We start from the raw sequence: 23,629 nt of genomic DNA, 5'->3' as shown, positions 1-23,629 counted from the left end.
CATTCTTTCCTCACCCAGTGTTTCCGCCAGATCGTCAAACGCTTTGAGCATTGGCAGCCGGCATTCTTTCGCGATAGGCTGGCGCCGGGCTTACGTCGCCTGCCTCACTCATCGGATCCGGGCGCGCGTCTGTCCCCTGGTCCAGCGAACATTCCCAATGCGATTTCATTCGTGACCAGCAAACATCATTTCGAGAAGATTACCTTCGTAGCCACCGCGACAACGTCGGCACGCAAGGCGCTCAAATCGCTCACCGCTCGCTATGGCGACGTTCCGATCGAGGAGGCCGAGGTTGTCGTCGCTCTCGGCGGCGACGGCCTCATGCTGCAGACGCTGCACAAATTGATGGGGCGCAAACTTCCCATCTACGGCATGAATCGCGGTTCTGTCGGCTTCCTGATGAACGAGTTCCGCGAGAACGATCTGCATGACCGCCTGGCCAAGGCCCGGCGCAGCGTGGTGCATCCGCTCGCAATGTGCGCGGTCGACACGCACGGCCAGAAGTCGAAATCCTATGCCATCAACGAGGTTTCGTTGCTGCGTGCGCGCTTCCAGGCCGCCAAGCTCAAAATCTCGATCGATGAACATGTGCGGCTGGAAAGCCTGATCTGCGATGGCCTGATCTTGGCGACTCCGGCCGGGTCGACCGCCTATAACCTGTCGGCCAACGGCCCGATCCTGCCGCTGGAGGCGCCCTTGCTGGCGCTCACCCCGATCTCGGCCTTCCGCCCCCGCCGTTGGCGTGGAGCCATACTGCCGCAGCGCGCCCGCGTCACCATCGACGTTCTGGAGGCAGGCAAGCGGCCCGTCAATGCGGTCGGCGACAATGTCGAGGTCAAGGACGTGCAGCGCGTCGAGATAGCCATGGATTTGTCGCAAGACCTCATCATGCTGCACGATCCCGGGCACTCACTCGACGAACGCATTCTGCGCGAACAATTCGATTGGTAGCCACCATGCACGCCTCTCCCGTCAGGCAATTTGCCCATCGTTTATGTCTCGCTGCCGGCCTTGCTCTATCGGCGTGTTTCCTGGCCGGCTCTGCGGGTGCGAGTGACGATCAAATCAGGCTGACCCCGTCGATGGTGGAGAAATTCATCGCAGCCCGTGGTGAATTGACGGTCCTTGCTGCCGATCTTGCCAAGAAGTATGGCGACCGTTCCGACACGCCCGGCGATGATCCGGTCGCTTCCCTGCCCGCGTTCCAGGATATCGCCGAAGCCAAGACGCGCATCGACGCCATCTTGGCCAAATATGAATTCAAGGATCTCGACACGCTCGATGTCGTTACCAATTCGGTGATGCTCGCCTATCAGGCCGACGTCCCCGACAACAACGGCACGGCCGACAACGCCCCGAACGATCCCGAAGCCGACAAGGCCAAGGCCAGGGCCGAGATCGAGGCGGATCAGAGCCTCACCCCCGAAAAGAAGAAGGAAGCGTTGCAACAACTCGACGAGCAATTTGCTTCGCTGCAAGCCTTGACGCCGCTTCCCGGCAATGCCGAAGTAGTGAAACCCTTCCTCGACAAACTCAAACCGATAGCCGAAGCCAATTGATTGTGCGGTCGACGACCGGCGGATTTGTAAATGAACCACGACAGCTATTCTGGCGATTATATCGGCGACATCCTGCGCAAGGTTCACAGCATCGCCATGGTCGGCGCCTCGGCCAATGAGGTCAGGCCGAGCTATTTCGTGCTGAAATATCTCAACCTGCGCGGCTATCAGATGTTCCCGATCAACCCGGGCCTCGCCGGCAAGACCATCCTGGACCTGCCGGTTTACGCCAGCCTGGCGACCCTGCCCGGTCCCGTGGACATGGTCGACATCTTCCGCAATTCCGAGGCAGCCGGTGCGGTCGTCGACGAAGTTCTCGCTCTGCCTGTCCTGCCCAAGGTGATCTGGATGCAGCTGACCGTGCGCAATGATGCCGCAGCCGCGAAAGCCGAAGCCGCCGGCATCGAGGTGGTGATGAACCGCTGCCCCAAGATCGAATATGGCCGGCTTTCCGGCGAGATCGGCTGGGCCGGTGTCAATTCCGGAGCGATTTCCTCCAAACGCGCCACCCGCGATCCGCGTGGCTTCCAGCGCCTCGGCCTGCGCCGGTAGGCTGTTGATACTGCCTGTCATTGCGAGCACAGCGAAGCAATCCGGAGCCCTCCTGCAAAAACTGGATTGCTTCGCTGCGCTCGCAATGACACCAATTCACCAACGCCGTGTCATTACGGCCAAATATCCTGCAAGAACATCCAAGGAGGATCATGATGTCGGCTGAGCAACAACCAGGGTTTTCAACGCTTGCGGTGCACGCGGGCGCACAGCCCGATCCGACCACCGGCGCCCGCGCCACCCCGATCTATCAGACGACATCCTTCGTCTTCGACGATGTCGACCATGCTGCCTCGCTCTTTGGGTTGCAGGCCTTCGGCAACATCTATTCGCGTATCACCAATCCCACGAATGCCGTGCTGGAAGAGCGCGTCGCCGCGCTGGAAGGCGGCACTGCCGCCCTCGCGGTCGCCTCCGGGCACGCCGCCCAGATGCTGGTATTCCACACCTTGCTGCAGCCGGGCGACGAGTTCATCGCCTCCAACAAGCTCTATGGCGGCTCGATCAACCAGTTCAACCATTCCTTCCGCTCGTTCGATTGGAACGTGCGCTGGGCCGATGCCAACGATCCCTCCAGCTTCGCCGCCGCGGTGACGCCCAAGACCAAAGCGATCTTCATCGAATCCATCGCCAATCCTGGCGGCATCATCACCGATATCGCCGCGATCGCGGCCATTGCCAAGAAGGCCGGCGTCCCCCTGATCGTCGACAACACGCTCGCTTCGCCCTATCTCACCCGTCCGATCGACTTCGGCGCCGACATCGTGGTGCATTCGGCCACCAAATTCCTGGGTGGACACGGCAATTCGATCGGTGGCGTCATCGTCGACGGCGGCAAGTTCGATTGGCTGGCTTCCGGCCGCTACCCGTTCCTGTCGGCGCCGCGCCCCGAATATAACGGCATCGTCATCGGCGAGACTTTCGGCAATTTCGCCTTTGCCATCGCCACGCGCGTGCTTGGCCTGCGCGATCTCGGCCCGGCGCTGTCGCCCTTCAACGCCTTCCTGATCCTGACGGGTATCGAGACGCTGCCGCTGCGCATGCAAAAGCACTCGGACAACGCCCTGGCGGTGGCACACTATCTTGCCGAGCATCCAAGCGTGGCCTGGGTGTCCTATCCCGGCCTCGACAGCGATCGCTACAACGCCCTCGCCCGCAAATACTGCCCCAAGGGCGCCGGGGCCGTGTTCACCTTCGGACTGAAGGGTGGCAATGACGCCGGCATCCAGCTGGTGTCGAACGTCAAGCTATTCTCGCATCTCGCCAATGTCGGCGACACCCGCTCGCTGATCATTCATCCGGCTTCCACCACCCACCGGCAATTGTCCGATGAGCAGAAGAAAGCAGCGGGCGCCGGTCCGGACGTGGTGCGCATCTCCGTGGGCATCGAGGATGTCAAGGACATCATCGCCGACCTCGATCAGGCCCTCGCCGGAAACTGAGCAGCAGATCCTGCGACCAACCGCTGCGCGTGCACCGTCGCAGCGGTCAGGAGGAGGACACCGCCAAGCTGGTGCAGGATGCCTGCCCATAGCGGCACGACCAGCACAAGCGTGACGATGCCGATGGCGGCCTGGCCAAGCGCCGCGGCCGCGACCAGCAGGGCCCGGCTCCGCGCCGGGCCGTTGCCTCCTCGAACCGCCAGCCAGGCCTGCAGCAGGGCCAGCGCCACGATAAGATAGGCCACCATGCGGTGCTGGAACTGCACGGTCAGCGCATTCTCGAAATGATTCACCCAGGTCGGCGCCATGATGTAGAGATTGTTCAGGGCCGGGATGAAATAGCCGTCCATCAGCGGCCAAGTGTTGTAGGCAAGCCCTGCCCGCAAACCAGCCACCAACCCGCCCATGAAGATCTGCACCAGGATGAGCGGCACCAACAGATAGGCAATCGCCTTCGCCACACCCGGAATGGCCCCGCTGTTTCGTTCATTCCTGAGCGAGGATGCAACCCAGACGATGGCTGTGAGAATGAGACAGGCCAGGCTGAGATGCATCGCCAGGCGGTATTCCGAGACCTCGGTACGGTCGGCCAGGCCCGACTTCACCATCCACCAACCCAGCAACCCCTGGCTGCCCCCGAGCGCCAGCAAGCCGACCAGCTTCACGGTGAGCCTTGGCGTCAGCCAGCCACGCAGCCAGAAGATCAGGAACGGCACGGCAAAGACGATGCCGATCAGGCGCCCGAGCAGGCGGTGGCTCCATTCCCACCAATAGATGAACTTGAATTCCTCCAGCGACATGCCGAGGTTCAGCTTCACATATTGCGGGATCTGTTTGTATTTTTCGAATTCGGCTGCCCATTCGCCGTCCGACAGCGGTGGAATCGTTCCCTTGATCGGCCGCCATTCGGTGATCGAAAGCCCGGATTCGGTCAGGCGTGTGGCGCCGCCGACCACCACCATCGCAATCACCAACACGGCCACGATGACGAGCCAGGCTCGGACAGCGGCGAGATGGCCGCGGCTCATGCCAATGATGGCGGGATTGTCTGCGATGGCGGCCACGCGCATGCCTTTCCTGATCGACCGGCTGACAGCGTTTTGCGATCTGACGGGACCGCCAGGACGGGCAATAACGCACGAGTCAATCCAGCGGATTGGCTCGGAAACAGAGAGTTGGAGCAAATAAGCGTTCACAATTAAACGCGCTTTGCTCTAAAGCGTTTTGTGATTATAGGAAATCACCTAGAATCGCAAAGACGCGTCGAAACAAAGAGTTAGGGCAAACAAGCGTTCGGTCACGAACGCGCTTTGCTCTAGGGCGCACAGATATAGAAATCGCCGGCCAGGGGCAACGCGCGCTCGCGTCGCACTCCGACGGCATGTCGGCTTACGCCGTTCCAGCTGGCGAAGAGACGCCGACCACGGAGTTCGAGATCATGGCCCAGGACTACAAGCGCCCGTCCCTGCGCAAACTGGTCGGTTCATTGGCGATGCTGGTCCTGGTGGTGGTCTACGCCCTCCTCGCCATGGCGCTGGCGGAAGGTCGTATCACCGACGCGCCAGCCTGGCTACAGCCCATCCTCTACGCCATTCTGGGCCTTGCCTGGGTCTTCCCGGCCATGCTCATCATCAAGTGGATGGAAAAGCCCAGGGGCAAGCCCAAGGGGTAAGAGCAGCACTCTCGCGTCACCGCAATTGGGCACTGACGGCCTGCGCAAAGATATCGACGACCGGATCCAGCAGGCGAAGATGCGGTGAACGCTGCATCTGCACATCGAGAACCAGGTTGAAATCGCCTGTCTCTTCCGGCACGGCAATGCCCGCATTGGCGGTCCGTTCCAGGATCCGGCGCGGCAACAGGCTGAGGCCGAGCCCCTCTCGCACCAGGGCCAGTTGCAGGCTGGAATCCTGGACTTCCGCAACCACCTGCAGCGCCCGCCCCCGCCGAGCCATTTCGAAAGCCAGGCGTTTGCGGGCATCGCATGGTTCGGGACTGAGAATCCAGCCAGCCTCGTCTATCGAAACGCCGCCCTTCCCGGCAGCATCGGCGCTGGCGGTGATGATTGCTAGATGCTCTTTTCCGAGAATGGTCAGGCGCTCGGCGACTATCTCGGCCGAAAGCAACACGGCGGCGTCGAGAGTGCCGCGCGCAAGCTGCTCGGACAAAGGCTGGCTCCACCCGGTGGTCAAGCGCAGCATCACGCCCGGAAACCTTAACCGCAGATCGTGAATGATCGGCGCCAGGGCTCCACTGGCGATGCCGTGCGCAATGCCGAGTCGCAGCACGCCCTCCGGCTCACGCCGCCTTGCCATCCGGGTCAACTCGTCATAGGCAGCCAGGACTTTCCGACACCGCGCTAGTGCCTCGACACCCAGGGGTGCCAAAGTGGGTGGTTTCAGGCGACGATCGAGTAATTCGAAACCAAGGATCTGTTCGAGCCGCTGGATCTGGCGAGTGACCGCCGGCTGGGTCAGGGGCAGGCGTTCAGCCACCCGCTGGATCGATCCTTCCTCGGCGAACAGGACGAAGGTACGCATCTCGCTCAGCATCATACATTTCCTGCATATTAATTCTTACTATTATGAATTTGAATATTATGTGCCGCATGCGCATCCTTGCCAAGCAGAGTGAGGCAAGGAGAGCCCAATGAAGGCAATCATCGTCGACGGCGAGCCGGGCATCGGCAATCTGCGCCTGGTCGACAGACCGATACCGGCACCGCGGCGCCAGGAAGTCGTGGTCCGAGTCCGCGCAACCGCGCTGAACTACCGGGATCTCGAAATCGTCCGAGGCAGCTACCATACGCGTTTTCCGCTTCCGCTCATCCCGATCTCCGACGGGGTCGGCGAAGTCGTCGCGATCGGCGAGGACGTCACCCGCGTGGCGGTCGGCGACCGGGTCTGCAGCACCTTCTGGCAGCGCTGGGTCGGCGGCAGCTTCGACATGGCGGAACCGAGCTATCAGCGCGGTGGTCCGCTCGACGGGCTGTTGGCGGAATACGCGGCTCTCGATGAACAGGCTGTCGTGCCCGCCCCCGCCGACCTCACCGACCTCGAAGCAGCCACCCTGCCCTGCGCCGGTGTAACGGCATGGCACGCCCTGGTCACGGCGGGACACCTCAAAGCCGGGGACACCGTTCTCGTGCTCGGCACTGGTGGGGTTTCGATCTTCGCCCTGCAATTTGCCGTCAATGCCGGCGCCGGCGTGATCGTCACGTCCAGCAGCGACGAGAAGATCGAGCGCGCCAAGGCGCTGGGGGCGACGGCCGGGGTGAACTACAGGAAGCGTCTGCACTGGGGCGAGGCCGTGCTCGAACTAACGGGCGGGCGCGGTGTCGACCATATCCTGGAAGTCGGCGGCCCCGAAAGCTTTGCCCAGTCGCTGAAGGCGGTGCGTCGAGGCGGCCAGATCAGCGTGATCGGCTATCTGGGTGGCACCGAGGGGGCGATCAATCCACTCGATATCTTCCGGCGCCAGGTGACGGTTCGGGGCATTCCGGTCGGTTCACGTGCCTCCTTCGAGGCCATGAATCGGGCAATCCACACCAGCAAGCTCCGACCGGTGATCGATCGCTGCTATCCCTGGACCGACATCGCCCAAGCCTTGCGTCATCTCGAAGAAGGATCGCATTTCGGCAAGATCGTGCTTCGGCATTGAGGCAACAGCCACAGCCCGCAATGATTTCAGCCCCGCTGCTCCGCCGCGGCCAGCAAGGCCGCATGCAGGCCCCTGAGGTCGCGGCGACCATCGTGGCGAACGCCGTTGATGAACAAAGTGGGCGTGGCATTCACGCCGCTGGCGATGCCGCTCTGGAAATCGAGTTCGATCCTGCCCGCATAGTGACCAGCCAGGGCAGCCTCGACGGTGTCCGTGCCGAGACCGAGCCTGCGACCGTAAGTGCGCAGGGCGCGATCGTCCAGCGCGTGCTGATTGTCATAGAGAATGCGGTGGGCTTCCCAGAACCGGCCAATTTCGCTCGCGGCCTCGGCAAGCCCGGCGGCGTGCAGGGCATGGGGATGTGGTTCGATCAGTGGAAAATGCCGGAAGACATAGCGAAGCCGTTCACCCATCAGGCGTTGGACCCCGTCGATGACGCCCACGGTCTCCCCGCAATAGGGGCATTCGAAATCGCCATACTCGACCAGGGTGACCGGCGCGTCGGCCAGCCCCTTCACATGGTCGTCTGCACTGATATCTCGCGAGAGTACGGCCATTACTGCTTGAGATCCGGCACCACGTCGAAGATCTGGTGCGGCATCCAGTGCTTGGACACGATGAGATAGACGCAGGTGAATATCGTGACGGCGATGGCCGTCGTGATTCCCGCCTTCATCAACAGCATCGGCTTTTGAGGCGCCCCGGCTTCGGTGCCCGGCACCACCTCCCCGCCCTCGACCTGGCTCTTCACGCCAAGCGGCAGCACCGCGAACAGGGTCATCCACCAGATGACAAAGAAAAGAGCGATCGAGAGCACGATGGACATGGCAATGATCCAATATCGACGAGGCGAGCACGCTCACGATGGCTGCGGCGGGCTCTTCCTGGAACGCTTTGCTTTAGACGCCTGTCTTGGCGCGCGCAAGGACGCAGCCAAACCCAGACGAGCCCATTTCAGGGCCTCGTCCGGATCGTCGAGCGCCTTATCAGGCAGGCTCCAATAGGGCAGTTGCACCGTCCGGTTCTTGCCTTGATAGCGAAACGGGCGGGAACCTGCTTCCTCGAACAGAGGCTGCGTCTGCGCATCCGCCTTGATCCAGATCTGGTCGGCTCCGCCAAGGGCGAAGACCATACCATCGGAATAAAGTCCGATCCCGCCGAACAGGCGGCGGATGGAAAGGCGCGGCATGCCGGCGAAGAGATCGCGCAGATGCTCGTGATCCATCCGGCAAAAGCCTCAATTCGTCGCTTAAAGGGTGCCGTTCGCGGCCGGTGTGATCGCCACCGACTCGCCGCAGCCACAGGCCGAGGTTTGGTTGGGATTGTTGAATACGAACTGCGCCGCGAGCTTGTCCGTCTTGTAGTCCATCTCGGTGCCAAGCAGGAACAGCACTGCCTTGGGATCGATCAGAACCTTGACGCCCTTGTCCTCGACCACTTCGTCGAGCGGATTGGCAGCTTCAGCATATTCCATCGTGTAGGACATGCCGGCGCAACCACCATTCTTGACACCGACGCGCACGCCCTCATAGGCCTGCTCGGCATTTGCCATGATGGCCTTGATCTTCTCGGCCGCCGCATCTGTCAGCGAAACGACCTTGAACTTGGGACGGACCTTGTTCACTGAAACACTCCAAGAACACCGGGTTCAAGGCCCGGTGCTTCATCACGCCATGAATATAGGCTTGCCCCGTTGGAAATGCGAGTGCGTGAGCGATCAAAAAGCCTGCCCGGTCAGGGCACGGTCAACGCCTCGTTGCGACCAGCTTGAAAAGCCCGAAAAGCACGACGGCACCGCCCAGGATGGATTGTAGAATGACGGACGGCACGAGACCGAAATTGTCGTAGGACCATTCCAGGATGCGAGGCATCCGAATCACGGTTCCAATCTGGGCGTTGGATACTTTGAGATAATTATCGACGGCGAAATATACGATCACGCCACCGATAAGCATCAGGGCGGCACCCTTGATCCTTTCGCCGATCGAAATCACCCTGCTCGCAGTCCCCATACCCAATTGCCCCCACCTACAAACAACCAATGGCTGTCCTTAGTCGGAGGCATGTGCATTTGGCCAGCGGAAATAGCTGCTCTCACCACATATCCAGCGCAACCCGCGCTTCATCGGACATGCGTGACTGATCCCACGGCGGGTCGAACACCATCTTCACCTGGACCTCGGCGACACCCGGCACGCTCGCCACGGCATTTTCCACCCAGCCGGGCATTTCGCCCGCGACCGGACAGCCAGGCGCGGTCAGCGTCATGTCGATGCTCACCTTGCGGTCATCGGCAATCTCGACGCGGTAGATCAGGCCAAGTTCGTAGATATCGGCCGGGATTTCTGGATCGTAAACGGTCTTGAGCGCCGCCACGATCGCATCGGTCAACCGATCGATCTCTTCCGGCGGCAAGGCAGTCGCCCCTGCGACCGCCGGTTCATTGGGCCGCGTCTCGGCCAGATTTCCGTCGGCCATCACTGCCTCCGTCATGCAAAAAAGCTCTGCGCCTTGATCAGCGCCTCGACCAGTGCATCTACCTCGTCGAGCGTATTGTAAAGCCCGAAGGATGCGCGGCAGGTCGAGGTTACGCCATATCGCGCCAAAAGCGGCTGAGCGCAATGTGTTCCCGCGCGCACAGCAATACCATAACGATCCAGCACGGTCGCGACGTCATGCGCATGGGCATTCTTCAGTTCGAAGGACACGATAGCGCCCTTGCCCGGCGCTTCACCGAAGATCCGGATCGAATTGAGCTTGGAAAGGCGCTCCTGGGCATAATGTTGGAGCTTTTCCTCGTGAGCCCGGATGTTATCACGGCCGAGGGCCATCATGTAGTCCAGCGCCGCGCCCAGGCCGATCGCCTGCACGATCGGCGGCGTGCCGGCCTCGAAACGGTGCGGCGGCGTGGCATAGGTGATGCGGTCCTCCGTCACCTCGCCGATCATCTCGCCGCCACCGTTGAAGGGAGGCATCTTCTCCAGCCAATCCTTCTTGCCGTAGAGCACGCCGATACCGGTGGGCCCATAGACCTTGTGGCCGGTAAAAGCGTAGAAATCGACGTCGAGATCCTGAACGTCGACGTCGAGATGCACGGCGCCCTGGCTGCCATCGGCCAGCACCGGAATGCCGCGGGCATGGGCCAGCGCGACGATTTCCTTAAGCGGCGTCACAGTGCCGAGCACGTTCGACATATGGGTTACAGCCACCATCTTGGTGCGCGGACCCAGCAGCTTTTCAAAGGCTTCCAGATCGAAGGAACCGTCGTCCCGGATCGGCGCCCATTTCAATACGGCGCCGGCGCGCTCGCGATGGAAGTGCCACGGCACGATGTTGGAATGGTGCTCCATGATGGAAAGCACGATCTCGTCGCCCTCACCGATCTCGAGCAGGCGCCCCATGGAGGCGGCTACGAGGTTGAGCGATTCCGTTGCCGAGCGCGAGAAGATGATCTGCTCGATCGAAGGAGCGTTGAGGAACTTGCGTACGCTCTCACGACCGGCCTCGTACGCCTCGGTCGCCGCATTCGCAAGATAGTGCAAACCTCTGTGAACATTCGCATATTCATGCGTGTAAGCATGCATCATACGATCGAGCACCGCCTGAGGCTTCTGCGCGGAGGCACCGTTGTCGAGATAGACCAGCGGCTTGCCGTGGACCTGCAGGGACAGGGCCGGAAAGTCGGCGCGGACCTTGGTCAGGTCATAAGGAAGTGCGGCGACGGGCTTGTTCACATTCCCATTCCTTCGCTCGGAGTGGCGGTCTCAAGCCAATTCGGCATGCCGAGATGGCGGGACCACCAACCCCATCAATCGCAATTCTGGGATGGCGGCCAGAGGCCGCCACTCCCTCAGACCCGCTTTTCGAGCCAGGCCAGCGTGAGGGCGTTGAGCCGCTCGCGCAGTTCCTCGTTCTCCACTGTCTCGATGGCCTCGCCGACGAAAGCCTGCACCAGGATGGCCTCGGCCTCCTTCTGCGGGATGCCACGGGCCTTGCAGTAGAACAGCAGATCCTCGTCGAGGGCGCCGCAGGTCGCGCCGTGGGCGCATACGACGTCGTCGGCGAAGATCTCGAGTTCCGGCTTGGCATCGGCCTCGGCCGTTTCCGACAGTAGCAGCGAGCGGCTCATCATGCGCCCGTCGGTCTTCTGCGCACCGGGGCGGACCACGATCTTGCCCTGGAACACCGAACGAGCCTCGTCGTCGATCACGGCGTGGAAGAGCTCACGGCTCTCGCCACCCAGCGCGGTATGATCCACCACCAAAGTGGTGTCGGCATGGCGGCTGCCGGCCAGCAGCGTTGCGCCCGACAGCAGAATTTTGGCATTATCGCCTTCATAAGTGACGAAGAGCTGGTTGCGCGCCACGGCAGCCCCCGCCTCCAGCGCAAAGCTCTGCAGCAGGGCTTCCTTGCCAAGAGAGGCTAGAACCGTGGAAATATGCTGTGCTTCAAGGCTTTGCACCTGGAAGCTGATGCGTTGCAACTGCGCGCCATCGCCCAACTTCACGGCGAGGGCGGCATTGGTCTGATGGGCGACGCCCTCGGGCCCCTCGTAGCTGTCGATCAGCGTCAGCCTGGCGCCGGCTCCCAGAGCCACGAGGGAACGGGTGAAGGTCGCCTGAGGAACCGTTCCGGTGTGACGGGTTTCGATCGCAACGGGCAAGCCGATCTCGATACCCGCTTCGACGCTGACCACCACGCCGTCGCTCATGAAGGCGGTGTTGAGGTCGAGCACGGCGTTATTGGGCGCGCCGGCACTGAGATCGGCGACGAGTTTCTCGTCCGTCGAGGCCAGTGCCTCGGCCAGAGAAATCACCCTCAGTCCGGCCGGCAGCGCCGCAATGTTCGACAGCGCCGGCGAAAAGGCACCATCCACCACAACCAGGCGAATATGATCGAGCCCGGCGAGGAAATCCTCGGCCTTGCCGCCCGCGTTGGGCATTCCTTGCGGACTGGTCGCGACAGGGTTGGCGTCGCGCATCAGGGTACGCAGGTCGGTATATTTCCATTCCTCGACCCGGCGGTGCGGCAGGCCGCTTTCGCGAAAGCGGGCAATCGCCCCTTCGCGCAGGCCGCGCACGGCGCCGGCGCCCGGCAGCGCCTCGCGCAGGCCGCCGAACGCCTCGTCCAGAGCCGTCTCGGCCGAAGTCTTCACAGCAACGATATTGGCCATGGTTACGCAGCTTCCTCGTAGTCGCGATAGCCGTTGGCTTCGAGCTCGAGCGCCAATTCCTTGCCGCCTGACTTCACGATGCGGCCCTTGGAGAGGACGTGGACGCTGTCGGGAACGATGTGGTTGAGCAGGCGCTGATAATGGGTGATGACGATGAAGGAACGCTTGGGCGAACGCAGCGCGTTCACACCATCGGCCACGATGCGCAGCGCGTCGATGTCCAGGCCGGAATCGGTCTCGTCGAGCACGGCAAGGCTGGGCTGCAGCAATGCCATCTGCAGGATCTCCATGCGCTTCTTCTCACCACCGGAGAAGCCGACATTGAAGGCACGACGCAGCATTTCCTTCGCAATCTTAAGCTCATCGGCAGCGCTGTTCACCCGTTTGATGAAATCGGGCGTGGTGAGCTCGGCTTCGCCGCGCGCCTTACGCTGGGCGTTCAAGGCCGCCTTCAGGAAGGTCATGGTGGCGACGCCGGGAATTTCGAGCGGATACTGAAAGGCCAGGAAGACGCCGCGAGCCGCGCGCTCCTCGACCGGAACTTCGAGAATGTTCTCGCCGTCGAGCAGAATCTCACCCGCGGTGACCTCGTAATCCTCCTTGCCGGCCAGAATATAGGACAGTGTCGACTTGCCTGAGCCGTTCGGACCCATGATGGCCGCGACTTCGCCGTCTGCCACCTTGAGGCTCAGGCCCTGGATAATCGGCTTGCCGTCGATTTCGGCATGGAGGTTCTTGATTTCGAGCATCGTAAAGTTCCTAGAAATAGTAACGCCGGAGCGTGAAAAGACTGGCGCGCCGGATCAGCCGACGCTGCCTTCGAGGCTGATGGAGATGAGCTTCTGCGCTTCGACCGCGAATTCCATCGGCAGATGCTGCAGCACGTCCTTGACGAAGCCGTTGACGATCAGCGCCGTCGCCTCTTCGGCCGACAGGCCGCGCTGGAGGCAGTAGAACAGCTGGTCGTCCGAGATCTTCGAGGTGGTGGCCTCATGCTCGAACACCGCCGTCGAGTTCTTCGACTCGATATAGGGCACGGTATGCGCCCCGCAGTGCTCCCCGATCAGCAGCGAGTCGCAATTGGTGAAGTTGCGGGCGCCGGTTGCCTTGCGATGGGCCGAGACCAGGCCGCGATAGGTGTTGTTGGAGTGGCCGGCCGAAATGCCCTTGGAGATGATCCGGCTTTTGGTGTTCTTGCCCAGATGAATCATCTTGGTGCCGCTGTCGACCTGCTGGCGGCCATTCGACACCGCAATCGAGTAGAACTCGCCCTGGGAACCTTCGCCGCGCAGGATGCAGGACGGATATTTCCAGGTGATGGCCGAACCGGTCTCGACCTGAGTCCACGAGATCTTCGAGCGCGCGCCGCGGCAATCGCCACGCTTGGTAACGAAATTGTAGATGCCGCCCTTGCCCTCGGAGTCGCCCGGATACCAGTTCTGCACCGTGGAATATTTGATCTCGGCGTCATCGAGCGCGATCAGTTCGACCACGGCGGCATGGAGCTGGTTCTCGTCGCGACGGGGCGCCGTGCAGCCTTCGAGATAGGAAACATAGGCGCCCTTGTCGGCAATGATCAGGGTGCGCTCGAACTGGCCGGTCTTTTCCTCGTTGATACGGAAATAGGTCGACAGTTCCATCGGACAGCGCACGCCCGGCGGCACATAGACGAAGGAACCGTCCGAGAACACGGCCGAGTTGAGCGTCGCGTAGAAGTTGTCGGTGGTCGGCACCACGGTACCGAGATACTTCCTCACCAGATCCGGATGCTCACGTAGCGCCTCGGAGATCGAGCAGAAGATCACGCCGGCCTTCTTCAATTCGTCCTTGAAGGTGGTGACGACGGAGACAGAGTCGAACACCGCGTCGACGGCGATGCGGTTGGCCGGCGCCACGCCTTCGAGGATCTCGACTTCGCGCAGGGGAATGCCGAGCTTCTCATAGGTCTTGAGAATGGCCGGATCGATCTCGTCGAGCGAGGTCAGCGCGGCGTTCTTCTTGGGTGCCGCGTAATAATAGAGATCCTGGAAATCGATCGGCTGATATTCCACGCGCGCCCAGGTCGGCTCCTGCATGGTGATCCAGCGCCTGTAGGCGTCGAGACGCCATTCGGTCATCCAATCCGGCTCGCCCTTCTTGGCCGAGATGTAGCGCACGATCTCTTCGGACAGGCCCTTGGGTGCAAGCTCCATCTCGATGTCCGTGACGAAGCCATATTTATACTGGTCGACGTCGATCGCCCGGACCTGTTCGACGGTTTCCTGGACTGCAGGCATGTTGGTCTCCTGGTGCCGCCCGAAAGCGACAAATTTTACAGATCGAACAGGGCTTTATGCGGCCCGATGCTTTCTGTCATGTAAGTTCTTGCGCAGCCTTTTCCAGGCCGCGATGAAAAACTCGATCTCTTGGACTGTGGTTTCCCGTCCCAGCGACACGCGCAAGGCGCAACCGGCCAGCGCCGGCGCCACGCCCATCGCGGTCAGCACATGGCTGACCTTCACCTTGCCCGATGAACAGGCAGATCCCGAGGAGACGGAAATACCCTCAAGATCCAATGCGATCAATGACGTTTCCGCCGCCATCCCCGGCTCGGCCACATTGAGCGTGTTGGGCAGGCGCGGTACTCCCTCGCCAAACACGACCACGTCCGGCGACGCTTCGCGCAATGCCGTCTCCAGCATCGAGCGCAGAGCGAGGCTTCTCTCGGCATAGGCCGCAAGATCCCGTGCGGCGGCACGTGCCGCCGCGCCGAAACCGGCCAGCGCCGGCACGTTCTCGGTGCCGGCCCGCAGTCCCTTTTCCTGGCCACCGCCACGGATAAGGGGGTTAGGCTGATGCAGGCCATCGCTACCCAGAACCAGAGCGCCAGCACCGAGCGGCCCACCGAGCTTGTGGCTCGAAATCGTTAGAAGGTCGGCTCCAATCTCATTGATCAGACACGATATCTTCCCCGCTGCCTGCGCAGCGTCGCAATGAAACAGGCTGCCGGCCGCGTGAACGCGCGCTGCGATCTCCTCCACCGGCTGCACCACACCGGTTTCATTGTTGGCCAGCATCACCGAAACAAGACCGGTCTCTCCCCTCGCGCGCCATTCGTTCAACAGGGCATCGAGGGCATCGAGGTCGAGCACCCCGTTTCCATCCACTGGCAACAAGGCGATATCGGCATTCTGCGGATGGGCGCCATTGGTCACGCTGGCATGCTCCACGTTGGACACAGCCATGCGTCGAAGAGAGGGCTGACCGGGCCGCTGCCAGTCGAGATTGAGGGCCAGATTGTTGGCTTCGGTGGCGGAGGCGCAAAAAACCACGTTCTTGGCCAAGGCACCGATGAGATCGGCAACCTCATGCCGGGCCGACTCGACCAGCTTGCGTGCCGCACGGCCATCCGCGTGAACGGAAGACGGCGCACCGCAAAGCTCCAGTGCCGACAGCAAGGCGACGCGAGCCTCCTGCCGCAACGGCGTGGTTGCATTGTGGTCCAGATAGGTGCGCGACCTGGTCAAACCCCAAAAATCCGTTGTTCTACCGCTCCACCAATGCGGAAAAGCTTGCAAAACGCCCTGCTCTTCGTGTTAAGAAGCGCTACCCGAACGCGGGCTGGGTGCAATGCGTCCTTATCGGCGCATGGATCGGAGCGCATCGCGTAGCAGCGACGAGCTACTTTAGAATTATTCTAAGTCATTAGAATTATTCTAAAGTTCTACTCCTGCCGACCTCAGCCGTCAAGGCCAGTCATCGGAGCCGGAGCGCGGGTCCCGAGCAGGGTTTGAAAGTTCTAGCAGAATTTGATTGGCCGGAAGCCGTTCCGATCAACCAAATTCTGCTCTGGCACACGAAAAAGGCAACTCAATATATGCCCGAAGTTACGTTCACCGGCCCGGCAGGCCGCATCGAAGGCCGCTTCCAGCCGTCCAAGCAACGCGGAGCCCCCATTGCGATCGTCCTGCATCCGCATCCGCAGTTCGGCGGGACGATGAACAACAAGATCGTCTACGATCTGTTCTACGCCTTCGTGCAGCGGGGTTTTTCGGCCTTGCGCTTCAACTTCCGCGGCGTCGGCCGTAGCCAGGGCTCCTTCGATCATGGCGCGGGCGAACTCTCCGATGCAGCTTCCGCCCTCGACTGGGTCCAGGCGGTGACGCCGGAAGCCAAATCCTGCTGGATCGCCGGCGTCTCCTTCGGCGCCTGGATCGGCATGCAGCTCCTGATGCGCCGCCCGGAGATCGAGGGCTTCATCTCGGTGGCACCACCGGCCAACCGCTTCGACTTCTCCTTTCTCGCCCCCTGCCCGTCCTCCGGTCTGATCGTCCATGGCGACGCCGATCGCGTCGCGCCGCTCAAGGATGTCGAGACACTGGTCTCCAAGCTGAAGACGCAGAAGGGCATCGTCATCGAACAATCGGTCATTGCCGGCGCCAATCACTTCTTCGACAACAAGACGGACGAGTTGATCGCTTCCTGCTCGTCCTATCTCGATAAGCGCCTCGGGCTGAACGACATCGACGCGGCCTGATCCGCGTCGAAATCTTGGTTCCAGGCAACACAGCCAGCCCGCCTTCCATGGCGGGCTTTTTTTGTTGGAGCACGACAATGTCCCTGATCACCCGCCGCGCCGAACCGGCCGATACCGCAACAGTGTTGGATCTGATCCGCGGCTTGGCGCTCTATGAGAAGCTCGAACACGAGGCGATCGCCACCGAAGCCGACATCCAGGCCAGTCTATTCGCCACCAATCCACGCGTCTTCTGCGAGATCGCGGAATGGCAGGGCGAGACGGCCGGCTTCGCCCTGTGGTTCTACAGTTACTCGACCTTCCTCGGCCGCCACGGCATCTATCTCGAAGATTTGTTCGTCCGTGATGCCTATCGCGGCCACGGCATCGGCCAGGCCCTGCTCGGCCATCTCGCCAAGCGTTGCGTCAGCGAGGAGTTAGGCCGCCTCGAATGGTCTGTGCTCGACTGGAACGAGCCTGCCATCGGCTTTTATGAAAGACAGGGCGCCGTGCTGCGCAAGGAATGGATCGGCTGCCGGTTGACCGGCGAAGCGCTGGAAGCGCTGGCGAAACAGGGCTGACAACAGCCTCTTCTTGAGATGCCTGCGATTCCCAGAATATGCCGGTCATTAAGAATCGGACCGACGAGTCGCGGGAACCTCAACTTTTGTCATCACCGGGCTTGTCCCGGTGATCTAGGGGCCATCAATCTCGATAAGATGCGGTGTCTGGATACCCGGGACAAGCCCGGGTATGACAAAAGTGGAGTTCTTCTCGGTCTCGTTGTGAATTTTGAGTCAGGCTCTAAGACCAGCAGACCGGCGTCAATCGAAATCGGGCACCTGCCTGACAGCGCCCTTGGCGGCGCTGGTGGCCATGGCGGCGTAGGCGCGCAGCGCTGTGGTGACCTTGCGCTTGCGCGGCGCGGCCGGACGCCAGGGCGCGGCTCCCTTGGCGGCGCGCCGACGATCGAGCTCGTCATCCGGCACGGCCAGCACGATGGTGCGGTTGGGAATGTCGATCTCGATGCGATCGCCCGGCTCGACGAGGCCGATAGTGCCGCCCTCTTCCGCTTCCGGAGAGGCATGCCCGATCGACAGGCCCGAGGTGCCGCCCGAGAAGCGCCCATCGGTGATCAGGGCGCAGGCCTTGCCCAGGCCCTTCGACTTCAGATAGCTGGTCGGATACAGCATCTCCTGCATGCCCGGGCCGCCGCGCGGCCCCTCATAACGGATGACGACGACATCGCCGGCCTTGACCTTGCCGTTGAGAATGCCGTCGACCGCCGCGTCCTGGCTTTCGAACACCACGGCTGGCCCGGCGAATTTCAGGATGGATTCGTCGACGCCGGCGGTCTTCACGATGCAGCCGTCGAGAGCGAGATTGCCCTTCAGCACGGCCAGGCCGCCATCCTTGGAATAGGCATGCTCGGCCGAGCGGATCACGCCCTTCTCGCGGTCAAGATCGACATCGTCCCAGCGCCGGTCCTGGCTGAAGGCGACCTGGGTCGGCACGCCGCCCGGCGCGGCCTTGAAGAACTCGCGCACGCTCTCGCTCTTGGTGCGCACGACGTCCCAACGGTCCAAGGCTTCCGCCAGGCTGGCCGAATGCACGGTCGGCAGGTCGCGGTTGATCAGGCCGGCGCGGTCGAGCTCGCCGAGAATGCCCATGATGCCGCCGGCACGGTGAACGTCCTCCATATGAACGTGGCTGACGGCCGGGGCGACCTTGCAGAGCACCGGCACATGGCGCGACAGCCGGTCGATATCGTCCATGGTGAAGGCAATCTCGCCTTCATGGGCGGCAGCCAGAATATGCAGCACCGTGTTGGTCGAGCCACCCATGGCTATATCGAGCGTCATGGCATTCTCGAAAGCGCCGAAACTGGCGACCTGGCGCGGCAGCACGCTTTCGTCGTTCTGCTCATAGTAGCGACGCGCGAGATCGACAATGAGATGGCCTGCCTCGACGAAGAGACGTTTGCGGTCAGCGTGGGTGGCCAGGGTCGAGCCGTTGCCGGGCAGCGACAGGCCAAGGGCTTCGGTGAGACAGTTCATCGAATTGGCGGTGAACATGCCCGAGCAGGAGCCGCAGGTCGGGCAGGCCGAGCGCTCGATTGCCTTCACATCCTCGTCGGAGACCTTGTCGTCGGCCGCAGCGACCATGGCGTCGACGAGATCGAGCGCCTTGGTCTTGCCGCCCAGGACGACCTTGCCGGCTTCCATCGGGCCGCCCGACACGAAGACCGTGGGAATGTTGAGGCGCAGCGAGGCCATCAGCATGCCGGGCGTGATCTTGTCGCAATTGGAGATGCACACCATCGCGTCGGCGCAATGGGCATTGACCATATATTCCACGCTGTCGGCGATCAGTTCGCGCGAAGGCAGACTGTAAAGCATGCCGTCATGGCCCATGGCGATGCCGTCATCCACCGCGATGGTGTTGAACTCCTTGGCAACGCCGCCGGCCTGCTCGATCTCGCGCGCCACCAATTGGCCGAGGTCCTTGAGATGGACATGGCCGGGCACGAATTGGGTGAAGGAGTTGACGACCGCGATGATCGGCTTGCCAAAATCCCCGTCCTTCATGCCGGTGGCGCGCCAGAGGCCACGGGCACCGGCCATGTTGCGGCCATGGGTAGTGGTACGGGAACGATAGGCGGGCATCGGCGTCTCTGTGCGTTCGTTAAATCAGGCGGGGAAGCGATCGTATATGAGCCGCCGAACCGATAATGGCAAGCCGCAGTTCATGGACCGACGGAATTCCTGCTGGCTGCCATGGCGATCTGAGGAAGGGCTTCACGCTCCCCGGCCGAAATCGTAGCTGGCAAAAGCTTCGGCATTGCGGGCTTTGCGAAAGATCACCGGGTGGGCAAGCGCCCGCCTGGCATCCTCATAGCCCGCAGCCCAGTGCTCCTCCATCATCAGGCGCGAGAAATCGTAATCCTTGCTGGCCCCTTCATATTTCTGGGCGCGATAGATCAGTTGCACCACGTTGCAGCTCTTGCGCTCGACGGCCTTGCTCAGCAACCCGACGTCCTCCTCCTGGCCGAAATCCTCCGGCAGCTTTGCCAGGATGCGCTTGAGGGCGCCGCGCAGGCGCTGATAGTCGCGAGCACGGGTCGTGGCTGCACGGGTGCGGCTGGAATACTGGATCTCCTTTTGCCGGACCTCGACCTCGGCCATGTCCGTGGGAATGTCGCCGCGGGCGTTCCATAGATCGACCTGGAACGCGAGCGTATCGAGGTCCTGCCGCTCCAGGATCCATTGCAGCGGCGTGTTCGAGACCAATCCGCCATCCCAATAAAACTGCCCGTCGATCTCGATCGGGGGAAAGCCGGGCGGCAGCGCCCCGCTTGCCATGATATGTTCCGGCGTGAGGCGGGCGGTGCCGTTGCCATTGTCGAAATAGGCGAAGTTGCCGCTGGCGATGTTGACGGCGCCGACCGCAAAGCGGGTCTCGCCGCTGTTGAGCCGCTCGAAATCGATCAGCTCCAGCAAAGTCTGCTTCAAAGGCGCGGTGTCATAGAAGCTGGTGGCGCCGGCCGAGCCGGGTGGCATCAGGTAAGGCGGCGGAAAGCGAGGCTCGAAGAATTTCGGCGCCCCCTTCAGCAGAACCTGGCCGGCCTGGAACTGGTTCACCAGCTTGTGCTGGCGGTCACCCTCCCGGGCGAACAGGCGGATCCATTCGAGGGCCGGCTCGAAGGGCGGATCGCTCACCATCTCCCAAAAGCGGCGCAATTGGGCGACACGCTTGCCGGGGGCATTGCCCGCGATAAGGGCCGCGTTGATAGCGCCGATGGAAATGCCGGCGATCCAGTTGGGCTGAACGCCCCCTTCTTCGAGAGCCTGGTAGGCGCCGGCCTGATAGGCCCCGAGCGCACCGCCGCCTTGCAGCAGCAGCGCGACACGCTCGAAACCGTTATGGCCTTCTTCCGGCTCCTCCGGCTTGCGGGTACGGCGTGTCTTGCTGCTGCTTCGGTCTGTAGCGGTCACGGGGCAAGGTCCATTCTGTGGCTGCCAAGCCGCCTATCAGACCACCAGCACGATCACATGACAGACGGGCTTCTTGCCCCATACCCCGTTCACGGCCGAACGCACGGCGCGCTCGACCGCCAGTTCCACCGCGTCCGGATCACGCCGCTTCGGCTTGGGCAGGCTCTCGAGCACCTGCAGGGCCGCCTCGGCAATGACCTCGTCCATCAAGCGCCCATCGCCGATGCGCAGCGGCAGACCCGAAAACTTCACATCGGGCTCGTTGACGATCTCGCCCTTCTCCGACAGCGCCAGGGCGATCGAGACGGCGCCGGACCAGGACAGACGCCGCCGCTGGGGGATGGTTTCCTCCGCCGCATTGATCAGCACATCACCATCGAGGCAGATGCGGCCGGTCGGTGCCTCGTCCACCACCTGGGTGCCGCCCTCCCGCAGCGCGATGATCTGGCCGTCACCGGCGGCAACGACCTCGGGCACCCCGAGCGAGCGGGCAAGGTCGGCGTGCTCGGCGAGGTGCCAGGCCTCGCCATGGACGGGGATGGCGATCTTCGGCCGGGTCCATTGATACATGTCCGTGAGTTCGCCACGGCGGGGATGGCCCGAGACATGCACGAGTTGGTTGCGATCGGTCACGATTTCCGCGCCCTGCCGTACCAAGCCATTGATGATGTTGCCGACAGCCTTCTCATTGCCCGGAATGGTGCGCGAGGAGAAAATTACCGTATCGCCCTTGGCCAGGGTGACCTCGGGGTGTTCGCTGCGGGCGATACGCGCCAGCGCGGCGCGCGGTTCACCCTGACTGCCGGTCAGCACGGCCACCACCTTCTCGCGCGGCAGGAAGCCATAGCTTTCCGGGCTGAGGAAATCGGGAATGCCGTCGAGCAAGCCACATTCGCGTGCAACCTGGCAGACCCGTTCCATCGCCCGGCCGACAAGCACCACGCTGCGGTCATTCTGCATGGCGGCTTCGGCGATCGAGCGGATGCGCCCGACATTGGAGGCGAAGGTGGTCACCGCCACCCTGCCCTTCTTGGCGGCGATGATTTCCCCAAGGCTCTTGGCGACGTCACGCTCGGAAGGCGAGCGTCCCTCGCGGATCGCATTGGTGGAATCGCAGATCAGTGCCAGCACGCCCTCGTCGCCCAGCGCCTTCAGGCGTTCGGAATCGGTGCGGGGCGGGATCACCGGCGTCTCGTCGATCTTCCAGTCGCCGGTATGGATGACCATGCCCGCCGGCGTGCGGATGGCCAGCGCGTTCGATTCCGGAATGGAATGAGCGACATTGATCAATTCGATGTCGAACGGACCCAAGGTGAAACGGGCCTGGGACGGGATGATGCGCACGTCGAGCTTGGGGGCATCCGGATCATGCAGGCGCTTGGCTTCCAGCAGGGCTGCCGTGAACCTGGTGGCGTAGATCGGCACCTGCAGCTTGGGTGCCAGGTGAATGAGCGCGCCGAAATGGTCCTCATGCGCATGGGTGATCACAATGCCAGTCAGGTTCTTGCGCTGGCCTTCGATAAAGCGCGTGTCGGGCATGACGAGATCGACGCCGGGCAAATTGTCATCGGCAAACGATACGCCGCAATCGACCATCAGCCATTGGCGTTTGTTGGCCGGTCCATAGCCATAGAGAGCCATGTTCATGCCGATCTCGCCGATGCCGCCCAGGGCGCAGAAGACAAGATCGGTGGTGTCGCGTGCCATATCAGGTTCCTTACGGGCGCGAACGCGCCACTGTTTCATAACCGGCTACAAGCGTGGCAACCGACATGTTCATGAATCGGATGAATTAAAGCGTTTTGCAGCTTGGCGGAATCGCCAAGAATCGCAAAAACGCGTCGAACCAGGGAGTTCGAGCAAAAGAGGGTTTCCGTTTACAGCATCGGACCCGATGTCGGAAGCGCTCCTGATGCTGCTGGTCGTTGTCGCCGCATCGTTTTCGCCGAAGACCGGCGCCCACCTTTCGGCACGATGCTCCAGACGCGCTTTGCTCAAGAAAGCAGGCCCGGAAAGAAGATCTCGCCTGCGGAAATTTCCCGACGCGCGCCGGAATCGTCGCGCAGGATCAGGACCCCTTCCGCATCCAAGGCCTCGAATACGCCGTCTATGTCACCAGAGGGCAGCCGCACCACGATCCTGCGCCCGAGACCTGCGGCACGTTCCAGCCATGCTTCCCGTATCGTCGCAAAGCCGAGGCCCCGCTGCCATTGCTCCAGGCGTCGGGCGAAGCCATCCGTCAAGGCAGCAAAGAAATTCACCACATTGACGGTCGCATCGGTCATGGCCAGATGCGTGGCAGGATAAGGCGTGCCATCCGGATGGCTGGCGATATTGACGCCGCAGCCGATGACCGCCGAAAAGCCGCCGCCGGCATGGGCACCTTCGACCAGGATGCCGGACACCTTGGCCCCGCCGATCAGTACGTCATTGGGCCATTTCAACGCCAGGGCCGGAGCCGCCCGAGGGGCCGTTGACAACACGGCATCACTCAGCGCCAGCGCGGCGACGAAGCACAGATCCGCCGCCCGCCTCGGTTCAGCCGGATCGACCAGCAGGAGCGAAGCATAAAGATTGCCTCTTGGCGAACTCCAGGGGCGGCCGCGCCGCCCCTTGCCTGCTACCTGCTCGCCGGCAGTCACCCACAGACGGTCCTGGCCACGTTCCAGCGCTTCGGCATTGGTTGAGCCAATGCTGTCGAAGTGTAGATGACGGAAGCCTGCCGCCTGTGCTCCTGCCCCGAGTTTCATCGC

At 62.2% G+C, this 23,629-nt stretch carries 25 protein-coding genes; 8 read left to right on the top strand and 17 right to left on the bottom strand.

What is annotated here, in order from left to right:
* The first annotated feature begins 171 nt into the window (after positions 1-171).
* From ACZYTC_RS07995 to ACZYTC_RS07980, 4 genes are all read left to right on the top strand, one after another.
* On the top strand, positions 172-951 hold the full coding sequence (locus ACZYTC_RS07995) for an NAD kinase (RefSeq protein WP_434956598.1): 780 nt from the start codon (positions 172-174) through the stop codon (positions 949-951).
* 5 nt (positions 952-956) lie between these two features.
* Entirely contained in the window at positions 957-1,559 is a 603-nt protein-coding gene (locus ACZYTC_RS07990; protein WP_488989259.1) for a hypothetical protein, read from the top strand.
* 30 nt (positions 1,560-1,589) lie between these two features.
* A complete protein-coding gene (locus tag ACZYTC_RS07985) occupies positions 1,590-2,111 on the top strand; it encodes a CoA-binding protein (RefSeq protein WP_488989258.1) in 522 nt (173 codons plus the stop codon).
* A 155-nt stretch (positions 2,112-2,266) separates the two neighbouring features.
* Positions 2,267-3,553, top strand: a complete 1,287-nt coding sequence (locus ACZYTC_RS07980) for an O-acetylhomoserine aminocarboxypropyltransferase (RefSeq protein ID WP_434959643.1) — start codon at positions 2,267-2,269, stop codon at positions 3,551-3,553.
* Here the strand turns inward: ACZYTC_RS07980 and ACZYTC_RS07975 are convergent.
* Positions 3,532-4,623 (bottom strand): COX15/CtaA family protein, encoded by a 1,092-nt coding sequence (locus ACZYTC_RS07975; protein ID WP_488989257.1) that lies wholly within the window; start codon positions 4,621-4,623, stop codon positions 3,532-3,534. The genes ACZYTC_RS07980 and ACZYTC_RS07975 overlap by 22 nt on opposite strands.
* Before the next feature lie 311 nt (positions 4,624-4,934).
* Between ACZYTC_RS07975 and ACZYTC_RS07970 the strand changes: the two genes are divergently transcribed.
* Positions 4,935-5,225 (top strand): DUF2842 domain-containing protein, encoded by a 291-nt coding sequence (locus ACZYTC_RS07970; RefSeq protein WP_488989256.1) that lies wholly within the window; start codon positions 4,935-4,937, stop codon positions 5,223-5,225.
* Between the two features lie 16 nt (positions 5,226-5,241).
* Here the strand turns inward: ACZYTC_RS07970 and ACZYTC_RS07965 are convergent, their stop codons facing one another.
* Complete coding sequence (locus ACZYTC_RS07965; protein ID WP_434956603.1) at positions 5,242-6,108, bottom strand: LysR family transcriptional regulator; 867 nt, start codon at positions 6,106-6,108, stop codon at positions 5,242-5,244.
* A 94-nt stretch (positions 6,109-6,202) separates the two neighbouring features.
* On the opposite strand from ACZYTC_RS07965, the gene ACZYTC_RS07960 reads away from it, so the two are divergent.
* Positions 6,203-7,213: a zinc-dependent alcohol dehydrogenase family protein gene (locus ACZYTC_RS07960; RefSeq protein ID WP_441771844.1), complete on the top strand. Its 1,011-nt coding sequence runs from the start codon at positions 6,203-6,205 to the stop codon at positions 7,211-7,213.
* A 26-nt stretch (positions 7,214-7,239) separates the two neighbouring features.
* On the opposite strand, the gene ACZYTC_RS07955 is transcribed toward ACZYTC_RS07960, so the two are convergent.
* The 11 genes from ACZYTC_RS07955 to ACZYTC_RS07905 all read right to left on the bottom strand — a co-directional run bounded on the left by ACZYTC_RS07955 (position 7,240) and on the right by ACZYTC_RS07905 (position 15,892).
* Positions 7,240-7,770, bottom strand: a complete 531-nt coding sequence (locus ACZYTC_RS07955) for a DsbA family protein (protein WP_441771845.1) — start codon at positions 7,768-7,770, stop codon at positions 7,240-7,242.
* The gene (locus ACZYTC_RS07950) at positions 7,770-8,039 is read right to left on the bottom strand and encodes a DUF1467 family protein (RefSeq protein ID WP_434956606.1); all 270 of its coding nucleotides are present in this window, start codon (positions 8,037-8,039) and stop codon (positions 7,770-7,772) included. The genes ACZYTC_RS07955 and ACZYTC_RS07950 overlap by 1 nt, the downstream gene beginning before the upstream one ends.
* 33 nt (positions 8,040-8,072) lie before the next feature.
* Positions 8,073-8,438: a TfoX/Sxy family protein gene (locus ACZYTC_RS07945; RefSeq protein WP_441771847.1), complete on the bottom strand. Its 366-nt coding sequence runs from the start codon at positions 8,436-8,438 to the stop codon at positions 8,073-8,075.
* 24 nt (positions 8,439-8,462) lie between these two features.
* Positions 8,463-8,837 (bottom strand): Fe-S cluster assembly scaffold SufA, encoded by a 375-nt coding sequence (gene sufA, locus ACZYTC_RS07940; protein ID WP_441771848.1) that lies wholly within the window; start codon positions 8,835-8,837, stop codon positions 8,463-8,465.
* A gap of 121 nt (positions 8,838-8,958) precedes the next feature.
* Positions 8,959-9,225, bottom strand: coding sequence for a hypothetical protein (locus ACZYTC_RS07935; RefSeq protein WP_441771849.1), 267 nt, complete (start codon positions 9,223-9,225; stop codon positions 8,959-8,961).
* A gap of 82 nt (positions 9,226-9,307) precedes the next feature.
* A complete protein-coding gene (locus ACZYTC_RS07930) occupies positions 9,308-9,691 on the bottom strand; it encodes an SUF system Fe-S cluster assembly protein (protein WP_434956608.1) in 384 nt (127 codons plus the stop codon).
* Positions 9,692-9,702: 11 nt separating this feature from the next.
* Complete coding sequence (locus ACZYTC_RS07925; protein WP_434956609.1) at positions 9,703-10,947, bottom strand: cysteine desulfurase; 1,245 nt, start codon at positions 10,945-10,947, stop codon at positions 9,703-9,705.
* 116 nt (positions 10,948-11,063) lie between these two features.
* Positions 11,064-12,386: a Fe-S cluster assembly protein SufD gene (gene sufD, locus ACZYTC_RS07920; protein WP_488989255.1), complete on the bottom strand. Its 1,323-nt coding sequence runs from the start codon at positions 12,384-12,386 to the stop codon at positions 11,064-11,066.
* Between the two features lie 2 nt (positions 12,387-12,388).
* Entirely contained in the window at positions 12,389-13,135 is a 747-nt protein-coding gene (gene sufC, locus ACZYTC_RS07915; protein ID WP_434956611.1) for a Fe-S cluster assembly ATPase SufC, read from the bottom strand.
* Between the two features lie 54 nt (positions 13,136-13,189).
* Positions 13,190-14,662: a Fe-S cluster assembly protein SufB gene (sufB, locus tag ACZYTC_RS07910; protein WP_488989254.1), complete on the bottom strand. Its 1,473-nt coding sequence runs from the start codon at positions 14,660-14,662 to the stop codon at positions 13,190-13,192.
* A gap of 54 nt (positions 14,663-14,716) precedes the next feature.
* Positions 14,717-15,892: a cysteine desulfurase family protein gene (locus tag ACZYTC_RS07905; protein ID WP_488989253.1), complete on the bottom strand. Its 1,176-nt coding sequence runs from the start codon at positions 15,890-15,892 to the stop codon at positions 14,717-14,719.
* A gap of 350 nt (positions 15,893-16,242) precedes the next feature.
* Between ACZYTC_RS07905 and ACZYTC_RS07900 the strand changes: the two genes are divergently transcribed.
* Together ACZYTC_RS07900 and ACZYTC_RS07895 are read left to right on the top strand one after the other, a co-directional pair.
* Complete coding sequence (locus ACZYTC_RS07900; protein WP_149255056.1) at positions 16,243-16,902, top strand: alpha/beta hydrolase; 660 nt, start codon at positions 16,243-16,245, stop codon at positions 16,900-16,902.
* A gap of 77 nt (positions 16,903-16,979) precedes the next feature.
* Positions 16,980-17,462 (top strand): GNAT family N-acetyltransferase, encoded by a 483-nt coding sequence (locus tag ACZYTC_RS07895; protein WP_488989252.1) that lies wholly within the window; start codon positions 16,980-16,982, stop codon positions 17,460-17,462.
* 243 nt (positions 17,463-17,705) lie between these two features.
* Here ACZYTC_RS07895 and ilvD read toward each other — a convergent pair whose 3' ends face one another.
* The 4 genes from ilvD to ACZYTC_RS07875 all read right to left on the bottom strand — a co-directional run bounded on the left by ilvD (position 17,706) and on the right by ACZYTC_RS07875 (position 23,626).
* Positions 17,706-19,547 (bottom strand): dihydroxy-acid dehydratase, encoded by a 1,842-nt coding sequence (gene ilvD, locus ACZYTC_RS07890; RefSeq protein WP_434956615.1) that lies wholly within the window; start codon positions 19,545-19,547, stop codon positions 17,706-17,708.
* A gap of 132 nt (positions 19,548-19,679) precedes the next feature.
* Positions 19,680-20,876, bottom strand: a complete 1,197-nt coding sequence (locus ACZYTC_RS07885; protein WP_488989251.1) for a patatin-like phospholipase family protein — start codon at positions 20,874-20,876, stop codon at positions 19,680-19,682.
* 36 nt (positions 20,877-20,912) lie between these two features.
* Positions 20,913-22,583 carry a ribonuclease J gene (locus tag ACZYTC_RS07880; RefSeq protein WP_441771856.1) on the bottom strand — a complete coding sequence of 557 codons (1,671 nt, stop codon included), beginning with the start codon at positions 22,581-22,583 and terminating at the stop codon, positions 20,913-20,915.
* Positions 22,584-22,870: 287 nt separating this feature from the next.
* On the bottom strand, positions 22,871-23,626 hold the full coding sequence (locus ACZYTC_RS07875) for a biotin--[acetyl-CoA-carboxylase] ligase (protein ID WP_149255050.1): 756 nt from the start codon (positions 23,624-23,626) through the stop codon (positions 22,871-22,873).
* Between the last annotated feature and the right edge of the window lie 3 nt (positions 23,627-23,629).

It is taken from the genome of Labrys sp. F242 (assembly GCF_057813875.1).
This window is presented reverse-complemented; position numbering and strand designations above follow the sequence as displayed.